General features: G+C 31.3%; 12 protein-coding genes and 1 pseudogene. 7 read left to right on the top strand and 6 right to left on the bottom strand.

Annotated elements, in window-relative coordinates; all coding sequences use genetic code 11:
* Positions 1-19 precede the first annotated feature (19 nt).
* A pseudogene (locus BFA01S_RS19180) lies at positions 20-355 on the bottom strand (siderophore biosynthesis protein); the annotation flags it as partial.
* Positions 356-637: 282 nt separating this feature from the next.
* On the opposite strand from BFA01S_RS19180, the gene BFA01S_RS19175 reads away from it, so the two are divergent.
* On the top strand, positions 638-973 hold the full coding sequence (locus BFA01S_RS19175; RefSeq protein ID WP_066234647.1) for a L,D-transpeptidase: 336 nt from the start codon (positions 638-640) through the stop codon (positions 971-973).
* Positions 974-1,474: 501 nt separating this feature from the next.
* On the top strand, positions 1,475-1,738 hold the full coding sequence (locus BFA01S_RS19170) for an excalibur calcium-binding domain-containing protein (RefSeq protein ID WP_066234644.1): 264 nt from the start codon (positions 1,475-1,477) through the stop codon (positions 1,736-1,738).
* Between the two features lie 78 nt (positions 1,739-1,816).
* Here BFA01S_RS19170 and BFA01S_RS19165 read toward each other — a convergent pair whose 3' ends face one another.
* Positions 1,817-2,626 (bottom strand): Ig-like domain-containing domain, encoded by an 810-nt coding sequence (locus tag BFA01S_RS19165; RefSeq protein WP_066234637.1) that lies wholly within the window; start codon positions 2,624-2,626, stop codon positions 1,817-1,819.
* Positions 2,627-2,919: 293 nt separating this feature from the next.
* Here BFA01S_RS19165 and BFA01S_RS19160 point away from each other — a divergent pair, with 293 nt between their 5' ends.
* The 3 genes from BFA01S_RS19160 (at position 2,920) to BFA01S_RS23540 (ending at position 4,333) form a co-directional block, all read left to right on the top strand.
* Positions 2,920-3,207 carry a hypothetical protein gene (locus BFA01S_RS19160; RefSeq protein ID WP_066234634.1) on the top strand — a complete coding sequence of 96 codons (288 nt, stop codon included), beginning with the start codon at positions 2,920-2,922 and terminating at the stop codon, positions 3,205-3,207.
* 610 nt (positions 3,208-3,817) lie between these two features.
* Positions 3,818-3,967, top strand: a complete 150-nt coding sequence (locus tag BFA01S_RS22615) for a hypothetical protein (protein ID WP_156483922.1) — start codon at positions 3,818-3,820, stop codon at positions 3,965-3,967.
* A 231-nt stretch (positions 3,968-4,198) separates the two neighbouring features.
* Positions 4,199-4,333, top strand: a complete 135-nt coding sequence (locus BFA01S_RS23540) for a hypothetical protein (RefSeq protein ID WP_268874893.1) — start codon at positions 4,199-4,201, stop codon at positions 4,331-4,333.
* 93 nt (positions 4,334-4,426) lie between these two features.
* On the opposite strand, the gene BFA01S_RS19155 is transcribed toward BFA01S_RS23540, so the two are convergent.
* From BFA01S_RS19155 to BFA01S_RS19140, 4 genes are all read right to left on the bottom strand, one after another.
* Positions 4,427-4,711: an IDEAL domain-containing protein gene (locus BFA01S_RS19155; protein ID WP_066234629.1), complete on the bottom strand. Its 285-nt coding sequence runs from the start codon at positions 4,709-4,711 to the stop codon at positions 4,427-4,429.
* A gap of 585 nt (positions 4,712-5,296) precedes the next feature.
* Positions 5,297-5,572, bottom strand: a complete 276-nt coding sequence (locus BFA01S_RS19150) for a hypothetical protein (RefSeq protein ID WP_066234626.1) — start codon at positions 5,570-5,572, stop codon at positions 5,297-5,299.
* A gap of 115 nt (positions 5,573-5,687) precedes the next feature.
* Positions 5,688-6,689, bottom strand: a complete 1,002-nt coding sequence (locus tag BFA01S_RS19145) for a DUF3231 family protein (protein WP_066234624.1) — start codon at positions 6,687-6,689, stop codon at positions 5,688-5,690.
* 306 nt (positions 6,690-6,995) lie between these two features.
* On the bottom strand, positions 6,996-7,262 hold the full coding sequence (locus BFA01S_RS19140; RefSeq protein WP_066234620.1) for a DUF1292 domain-containing protein: 267 nt from the start codon (positions 7,260-7,262) through the stop codon (positions 6,996-6,998).
* Between the two features lie 1,151 nt (positions 7,263-8,413).
* Between BFA01S_RS19140 and BFA01S_RS22960 the strand changes: the two genes are divergently transcribed.
* Together BFA01S_RS22960 and BFA01S_RS22610 are read left to right on the top strand one after the other, a co-directional pair.
* On the top strand, positions 8,414-8,554 hold the full coding sequence (locus BFA01S_RS22960) for a hypothetical protein (RefSeq protein WP_169800513.1): 141 nt from the start codon (positions 8,414-8,416) through the stop codon (positions 8,552-8,554).
* A 324-nt stretch (positions 8,555-8,878) separates the two neighbouring features.
* Positions 8,879-9,016, top strand: coding sequence for a hypothetical protein (locus BFA01S_RS22610; protein ID WP_156483919.1), 138 nt, complete (start codon positions 8,879-8,881; stop codon positions 9,014-9,016).
* Positions 9,017-9,337 lie beyond the last annotated feature (321 nt).

Below are 9,337 nucleotides of genomic sequence, written 5' to 3'. Positions count from 1 at the left end.
TTACTGCCCGTTAAGGCTGGGATAAATAGGCTTCCTCTAAATCATTTTCAGGTGACTGCTCTAAAGCAAAGTAATTCCAATCTGCTTCAAATTGATATTTTCCGTCTATAACATCGAATCCGATCATATCCTCTTTCGTAAAAGCTGTATGAAAGGGTCCAGTATCTTCCCCTACATACCCTTCAAATATTTCTTTTACTGATACGATGTGCAGCCACTCGTCCTGCTCTGGGAAAATACATTTCAAATTAATAGAACAAATCGGCAAAAAGTGTTTCTTATGTTTTTCAATCTCATCATAGAACACTTCTTCATAAGATGAAAACGGCTTAATAAACTGCTCAGAAATTTTCATTTTTCTCTCCTCTTTTTTATTTGTGAATTTGATTACATATACATTATTTGGTAGTATACAGATAATTAACTACATAGGATGTGTTATACATGGATTTTCTTATTCAGGCTGTTTCAGCGGCAGGAATATGTTTTTTAATTTTAGTAGCTGCCGCTATTAAAACACTTAAGGAAAATAAAAATAGAAATGATAAGGAGTAATTTTTAAGAAATAATACTTTTATCCGCTTAGAACAAATGCCTGAATCTCTTCATACACTAGTTAAAAAATGGAGCTGATCTTATGGTGAGATGGATTAACGTATCCACATCTAAACATCAATTAAAGCTGTTTGATGGGCGCAGGCTTATTAAAACTTACCCAATTGCGGTCGGAAAAATAGTATCACCGACACCTTCTGGAACGTACACCATTATTAATAAACAAAGGAATCCCGGCGGACCTTTTGGTGTGCTTTGGATGGGATTATCAAAACCTCATTATGGTATCCACGGAACAAATAATCCGGCTTCAATCGGCAAAAATGTCTCACATGGCTGCATTAGAATGTTCAATCATGACGTTCTGGAGCTGTCATCCATGGTTTCAATTGGTACAGCAGTTGCTATTCGTAAATAAATTGGATACTGTAAAGTATGGATCTTTTAAAAGATAAAATAAGATTCATACGTACATATACATTCGGATAAATGACATTCGAATAAAATTCCTTGACCTGAAAAACCCTCTTTAACAAAACTATCTCTATTCAATCTACTATGTTCTATTTTATCAAAACCCAATATCTTTTCCTTTTTTATACTCTTATTAATAAAAGAATAAGCTAAAAGACTCACTACTTATTTATTAAGGATAATATAACAGGAGTGCTTTATACGAATCTATATTGGAAGTTTCACAAAGAAACACTTGGGTTTTATTAGAATAATTGGTAATATAGAGTATAAAGATAACTTGTATATAAAATGTATTTTATTCAAACCTAAAAAATTTTAGCTATAAACAAGGACTATTAACCTATTTCTAATTACTTATTTATATTCGGAGATTTAGCTTGATACACCTTTTATTTAGGAATCAAGCATTTCAAATAATTAAAATAAAAGGAGTTAATATGTAATGAAACGTGTAACAGCAATTATTCTATCAGCATCTTTAATTTTAGGAGTTTCAGTAGTCTCCCCTTTTTCCGCTGACGCAGCTGCCAAATCTTATAAAAACTGCAAAGCACTAAACAAAGATTATAAAGGCGGAGTTGCGAAAGATTCGAATGTGAAAAACAAAGGTGGGAAAACAAAACATACCCCACATGTTTCAGCTGATCTATACAAAGCAAATAAAAAACTTGATCGGGATGACGATGGAATTGCCTGCGAAAAATAAAGAAAAAAGACATGAAATAGGCATCAGCTTATTTCATGTCCCCCAGTCTTAATAAACTTCTAAAGATATTGTTTATTTCTACTTCAGTTGTACGGGAATTTTTACTATACTTGGAGAGTGGTTACCATCTGGTATCCCTCTTTGAAAGTTTATCTTTAAATAAGCATCCCCATTTAACGGTTCACTTGGCAGATTTATTACTTCTATTATTTGAACAGTTTCTTCGGGCTTAAGTGAATATTTCTTTATTGCCAGCGTACATAGCGCTGGACTCGTCCATTTGCTCCCTGTTCTCACTTCCCCATTATCAGTTTCAGTAAACAGATCAGCGGAAAGTCCTTTATCGCATCCATTTTTACCGGAATACGGAATAGTTTCTTTACTTTTATTTGTCACTTTTATTTTCGTATACAGTTTCTTATCAATCTGGCTTACCATTGCTTGAAATTCCAATCCATCCTGATTCATTACTTTTGGATCATCAAATTTAGGATTTACTGTTTGAAATTTCATTTTTACAGGTTCCTTTAAAGGCCTTCCTTTTATTGATTTCACTCCATCTTTTATGTATAAAACATAATTCTCATTAAAATCATACAGACGACCTAAACGGAGCTTCACTACTTTTTTATCATTTTGATCAATAACAGGCTCAATAAATATTTCCTGATTATCTCTTTCCCGAATGATAGATATGTTCTGATAAAGGTTTCTGTCTTCCATCTGGTCGCTGAATGTAATTGTCCATTCTTTATCGATCTCGACTTCTGTTTTAGGAGTGAATACCTTCCAAGCAGGAATAGATTCTGATTCAGCCTTAGTGACAGACGGAACAGCAAATAGAACTGCTATACTCATAGCTAAAAAGAAAGTAAGAATTCGTTTCACCCTGTTTCCCCTCCATTAATGTAATAGATTACCATATGATTGTAGCATATATCTGATCATTCTGTTCTTATTACTATGATTGTCTCCTTCAAAATACAGTAATCTTCACTTCCATCATATTCTCTTTCTTCCCCAGCTTTGTATAGAAAAATATTCAGTTAACTGCATTTCCTTTTTAATCTATGACAGTCTTCACCATATTTAATTTTTAAATTATGTCATTTCTTTATTTATATATTGATCCGATTAATTTATAATAACTTTTGTGATATAACATAAAATTGGAGAACAACATGATTGATGACATACGGACTGATTTAAAAAATGTAATTAATTTGTATAAAGAGAAACCTTATCTTCCGCTTTGGGGTGAGATTCTCTATGTGCTTCGAAGATTAAAAAAAGAGATTAATGAAGAAACAACGTCTAATATCTTTTTATATGAAGCTGAACATTCTGTACATATTTTTTATATACCAAAGGATGGAAGAATTTTTATAAAACTTCCAGATTTCAACATTTTACTAAAACAAGATAAATTTATTGACAATATTTTAAAAGGGAGATTTTGGCCTAAATAGAGGCTATAAATCTTCTTTTTAGCAGTTATCTTATTTCTGCTTATTTAAAATTACAAATGAAACTTTAAAATACTGTTCTTCATCCAACAAATATTTTTCGCCGATCATAAGCAAAAACGATCATCACTTCACCTAAGAGAGCACAGACCATGTACATAAATGAATAAGAGGAAAAGTCAGCTATCGTTCCCATAATAAAAGAGGATATTTTTTCTTTTATTATGGATCTAAGCCAACTCGATTTAACATGTGGTCAATTTTACGATGCCAGATAGTGTCCAATACTTTTTTTGATTTTTCCAAACCTTCATTTCACAGTAGCGGAATAATTATAATTTCTATCATTATCTATATTTGAAGGTCATTTACTTCCCAATCACAGTTTTTTCTAGGGTATTTAACAATAAAAAACTGTACTCAATTGTTAGCTTTGTTTAACAATTAGGTACAGTTCAAAATATTTTAAAGTCTTTGAAACAGCTGTCTTTTTTCCGAATAAAAAATCTTCCTAAACAAATACTTTACTTATGTCTCTTTATAGATGATAAACAGACATAACTTTCCTATATCTTCCTTTAATTATTAAACCCAAAAACGAAAGGTGATGAAAATGGAGAAGAAACAGTACAATTTTGCAGATTTATCGGATGCAGCTCTTGAACAAGTGAATTTCCTCGAAAAAACACTTAGTGAAGAAAAAGGAGAAAAAGTCATCCTAATTGCATATGAGGACCAACAATTAAATAAAGTTGAGAATTAATTCACCTGGCAATCGAATAATTATGACTTTCTTTCGATTGCTTTATTAAATTTTAAAAATACATCTCATTTAATAAAAAACATTCTTCTCTATTTGGCAGTAAGTGATAATGACATTATAAGATATACAAAGATGTTTTTTATATTTTTGTAAATGCATAATAAAAAACCTATTATTCTTATAAGAATTGAAATATAATATAAAATATAATCTTTCAATATCGGAGAACTTATGGACGAACTCTACAAATTAAAAGAGACACTTTCAGAACAAGAGTGGCAGGAATTAGTTTGGCTCACTTTGAGCACTGGTATGACATTAGAAGAAATAAAAGAATTCTTCTTCAACTCTTCGGGACCTAAGTAGGTCTTTTTTATTTACACTGTCAGTATTGGAATAGCACGTTATATCGATAAATCCCCTTTCCCTCTATAAGCCATTTTTCGCTTAACAAATTTTTTACATAATTAATCTATCCGTTAATTCCTGGAACCATTCTTTATCATGAGTAGCCAGTGCCAAATCTATAATTTCCTTCATGTCAGCTGTTTCTAATTCTAATTCCATAACCGTGCATTGATTTTTATAGTAGGAAGAAAGTAAATGTTTTTTTAAATATTTCCGCTCCTTTCCGCGAACTTCACATACCTTCCAGACATATACACGATCCCCAATCAGAACATCCACATAACCGACAATAATACGATCCAATATCAAAACTTGAACCCAATCGCTATGCTTCATCTTTTCCCTCCTTCTGAACATTTTTCAAACGTTCCTTTTTATATAATATTGCGTTTCATATCACTTGGAGTTAAAAGTATGAATAGATGATGAAATAGCCTGGAATTTTTTATAACGATTAAGCTGATGAAGCATAAAACCAAATGAAGAAGGATGGAAATACAAGTGAAGCACTTGTATTTAAACACTCAAGTGAAAAAGCTGGAGACAAATTTGAAGCGGCTAAAGTGATTATATAGGGCATAAAAAGCTGCCTTATTATAATGTTGAATATGGAGAAATATATCCAGGACTCTTTAATTAGCAGTACTATTAAAAAATGCATCAAGATTAGAGATCCTTCAATTAACTCTTATCCTACTATATTAATATGTATACACTATGAGCTAGGTGAAACTGAACAACGTATTTAGAGTTCCTGTTCATCTATACGGGAACATTATACTAAGAAACAATTTGCGGCCCTCATACTGATTATCAATCGAATCGATAGTTGATATCACCTTTTCTAAAAGAAAAAAAAGCAGCCTTTAAAGGTGCTTTTAATCTAAAGCTTTCATCAAAAAGTTAATTATTTCAAGTTTCTTATTCAATAATTTTTTGTTCAAGCTTGTATGCCTGAACATTTTTCATTTGCTTCTTTTTACAGTCTAACTGGTTCTCTAATGCTTCAATACTTTCTCTGCGAACCAATGGTTCATCCCTATTATCTGTAGTTTGAACATTTAACCTATTAATTTCTTCTGCTACATCTTCTTCAAACTTATACATCATTTCTAAGCTTAATTGTGCATTTTCTTTAAAGCATAATAACAGCTCTAAGTCTTTCTCTAATAATGGTTCTCTTCCTCGTATCCTCATCTCGGATAGAGAAAAGAAGATTTTTATACATATTTAACTAATTTGGGATGTTTATTCTCAAGAGGAAAAATAACCTGAATAGTGAGTGTCATTATAAATAGAATCTCAAGAAACTTTACTGATTATTAAGATGATGTATATCCATTCGGGGGGGTTCCTCCATCCAGCCATTGGAAATCATAATCGTAATACCCTCACGTGTAAATTCATAAATATCTTTACCAAATACCCCTGTTTTCACCATTAAATCATTACGTAAATTGAAAATGGTGCTAAACCCTTGACTTCCTATACTAAAACCACCCAGAAGATATGTACAAAACATCATCAGTTTTTCAGAATAAGGAGCCTCTTGTGAACTCGTAATCGTTCCTCCGGGTGTGGCAGGCGGCTGAATATCATTTTGGAGAAAAATTTCACCAGTCTCTTTTAAAATTTCTTTTGAAAGCTCTCTTCCTTTTATAAAATACCTTTTCACTTCTTCATTCTTAGCACATTGGGCAAAACCCGTCATCAATTGTATACCGGTAATATTCGTTTCAAAAGCATGATACAATAATCCAAATTCAACAGTATTTAAGGGTCTCTTATGACCTAAAAAATTAGATCCTTTCAAGTATGATTTATCAGTTAGATAATCGACTGATTTTGGCATATTGACATAGGTCGGCCGAGGTAGCAGTCCTTTTTCCAAAAGATACTCTGTAAAAAGGTCATAATATGTCTGGGTTAGTTCAGTAAGTTCTTTATAGAGCTTAATAATATCTTTGCGATACGAAATCGTTAAATGGAGTACATACATTCCCATACTTATTTCTTTTAATATTCGACAGAACATAATGTCAAAGCCATTCTCAAATAACTTTGGCGCATCTAAATTAATATCTTCCTTAGTAAACCCGATAGGCGGGGCTGCCCCTTCATTATGAAGCATCGTTTTAATTTCGATGACTTTTGAATTCAGCTGCTCCCACAATTCAGACATAAGATTTTTTGATTTCGGATCATCTGATTTTTCAATAAAGGACTCCAATATTCGCATAATCATTGTTTTTTTTTGATAGGTCGTCCATAATGCACCGAGTTCTGTTGAACTCATTTTAACTTTATCAGACATAGAATATTTCCTCCTAAATTTTTTGTTATGCATATTTTGTCCAAAAACATTCTAAAAATCCAATTATTCCTTAGTTTTAGATTGATAATACTTTAATCATCCTAAGTTAACTGGCACTACCATTAGGAAATAAATCCCACATCAAAAAGCCCCCTCTCAATCGAGAAGGGCTTTTATCTTATTCATGAGGGAGAGAGTCAGCCAGTTATTTATATACCCGCTTCTCATTATCTTAAACAATAACTTGTTAATTAACTTTCAATTCATCAGATTCAATAGGCTTATTCATTTTTTCTTGAAAAATTATTAATCTTCTTCCATTACTTCATCAAAAGCTGAGGAAACTTTGTCAAATTCTTCATCGCTTTCAATAGCTGTAAAGTCACCATCCTGATCGACCTTTAAAAAGAAGATATCAATATCTTCCTCAGTTTCTTCTTGAAGATCCTCTACAAAGCTAACGGCAACGTATTGTGTCCCCTCAATATTTAGCGCCGCCAGTACTTCAATGTTCTCCTCCTGATCATTCTCATCAGTAATTGTAAAGATTTCGCCTACTTCAATGTTTTCCATTTGATAACCCCTCTTTCTTCTCCAAAAATTATCTTACACTAATAATTGAATAAAAGTATTCATAATCATCTTATTTCCAAAGCGAGGTAGATTCATACAGAAAATTCAGATTCAATATACTACGAATGAACACCTCATATTTTTCACGGAATTTTTCTCATCATTAATCTACCCTTTTACTTTCAAGTAGATGATTATTACTCAATATCTCAGAAAATAATAACCTTTTTAAAAATTTCATGAATTAATTAATTGAGATTAGAGAAAATAATACGAAATTTAGATTAGCATAAACGAATCATTATAACTTCAACGTCTTGATTTGCTATTTTCATGTGAATATAAACTAAATATATCATTTATTAAATTAAAAAGGGCATTAATCAATCACATTTTAAATTTTATATATCCTTTTTCTCTCCTAATCAACTGATCTATCATTTTGTTACGTTTCATATAAAATATAACTACTCTTTTGTTTCATACAATTCTTTAAAAACTGTGCATCTAAAAATACTCAAGATAGATCAGGGCACATCAACTACTTGTTTCACTTCTACTACAATTAGATATCTTTTTCAGTTATTATTCCAAATACATATACTTTTCTATTTTTATATGAGATACTTAAAAAAAGATGAAAATTTTTACCAATTAAAAGTTCAATTAGGGAGTTGACTAATGTTCGTAATTATACGAAATAATAATGGGACAACAAAAACCTTAAAGGATTCAAACAGCCATTTGGATAAAACCTTCAATGATTTCTCTACCGCACAATCATTAGTACAAAAACTAAATCAACACACTGATTCTTCAACACGATGGTCCGTAAAAAAACATAATTTTAATTATTAACAAGCTGGTAATTACTAGCTTGTTTTTTTGTGCTTACAAACAATTAAATAACTAATAAATGCGGCACACTTATTTCTAGATCATTCACTAATGAATTTAGAAAAAACTATTCAAACAGCTACATTAAGCGGTTCATTAAATGGTAAATTAACAGGAGTAGCTATTAGCTCACTATAGGGGATTTACATTTGTCGCTTTAAAGCTAATTTTAGGTACTTTTAGCAAATCTCTTGAAATATCATAAAAATATTTCATAATGTAATATATGTCCTTATTTTGAGAGGAGGCTTGTGTTGGATAATCATTCATTCTTTTTCTCAAAAGAACTTGTAAGATTAGTTGATGATTATTTCAAATGCGACGATGATGCTTTAAAAGAACAGATCGAGATTGACATCAGACTCTTAAGCAAGGCAATGGTACTTTGTAACTGAATTAGTTTATTACATACAGGTACAAGAAAAGGCTTATCTCCATTTCCTCCAGCAAGAATAGCCTCAAGCTTCTTGTACCTTCTTACCAGCCTTATTTACTCTTATAAATTCTGCAAAATATAGTCTTTCCCCTCTCTTTGTATCTGACAAATCTTAATAATCCAACTGTTTGTTAACTTATTATTTGCACTAATCACAAATTCATTTCCTACCAATTTCTTGCTTTATTTTTTCTTAAATAAATTCCAGATAATATTATGCATAATTTACAAATGCAGTCTAATCCTAATCAGGATTCTAATTTATACTTTTTGGAGGTTTATGATGAGAAAAAAACTTCTTGCAATTCTTCTTGCATCTCTTCTAGGCACTGTTATTACAGGCTGTAACGAGATAAATCCGGGTACAGATCAACCAGGAGAAGATGAAATTGGTGATGACGAAGTAAATGATGAGGAATAAAATAACGCTATAAGAACATTTTGTAGATAAAAGCCGCTCTCAATCGAGAGCGGCTTTTATCTACAAAATAATTTCACTAACTATATTACATTGATCGTTCAGTAGCTAGGCATATATTTCCGTATATTTTAATTTATTCAATTTCTCCTCAGTAAGGTTACATCTTTATTTCCTCCAGATCTATTAGGACCATTGTTAATACGAGCTAATTCTTGTATTTCACATTATTTTTCATACATTCCATAATGATTAATTAAAACTTACACTTAGTAACTTTCCATCCTCTGCCACGTCTAACTTATAAAGTGAAACTTCTATCAG

The organism is Metabacillus fastidiosus NBRC 101226 (genome assembly GCF_001591625.1).
Lineage (GTDB): Bacteria > Bacillota > Bacilli > Bacillales > Bacillaceae > Metabacillus > Metabacillus fastidiosus.
This window is presented reverse-complemented; position numbering and strand designations above follow the sequence as displayed.

Bases quoted from the DNA above. Each gene is read 5' to 3' on its own strand.
- BFA01S_RS19155 (WP_066234629.1), bottom strand. From the start codon at position 4,711: ATGAAGCATAGCGATTGGGTTCAAGTTTTGATATTGGATCGTATTATT.
- BFA01S_RS19175 (WP_066234647.1), top strand. From the start codon at position 638: ATGGTGAGATGGATTAACGTATCCACATCTAAACATCAATTAAAGCTG.
- BFA01S_RS23540 (WP_268874893.1), top strand. From the start codon at position 4,199: ATGGACGAACTCTACAAATTAAAAGAGACACTTTCAGAACAAGAGTGG.
- BFA01S_RS19150 (WP_066234626.1), bottom strand. From the start codon at position 5,572: ATGAGGATACGAGGAAGAGAACCATTATTAGAGAAAGACTTAGAGCTG.
- BFA01S_RS19160 (WP_066234634.1), top strand. From the start codon at position 2,920: ATGATTGATGACATACGGACTGATTTAAAAAATGTAATTAATTTGTAT.
- BFA01S_RS22610 (WP_156483919.1), top strand. From the start codon at position 8,879: ATGAGAAAAAAACTTCTTGCAATTCTTCTTGCATCTCTTCTAGGCACT.
- BFA01S_RS22615 (WP_156483922.1), top strand. From the start codon at position 3,818: ATGGAGAAGAAACAGTACAATTTTGCAGATTTATCGGATGCAGCTCTT.
- BFA01S_RS19145 (WP_066234624.1), bottom strand. From the start codon at position 6,689: ATGTCTGATAAAGTTAAAATGAGTTCAACAGAACTCGGTGCATTATGG.
- BFA01S_RS19170 (WP_066234644.1), top strand. From the start codon at position 1,475: ATGAAACGTGTAACAGCAATTATTCTATCAGCATCTTTAATTTTAGGA.
- BFA01S_RS19140 (WP_066234620.1), bottom strand. From the start codon at position 7,262: ATGGAAAACATTGAAGTAGGCGAAATCTTTACAATTACTGATGAGAAT.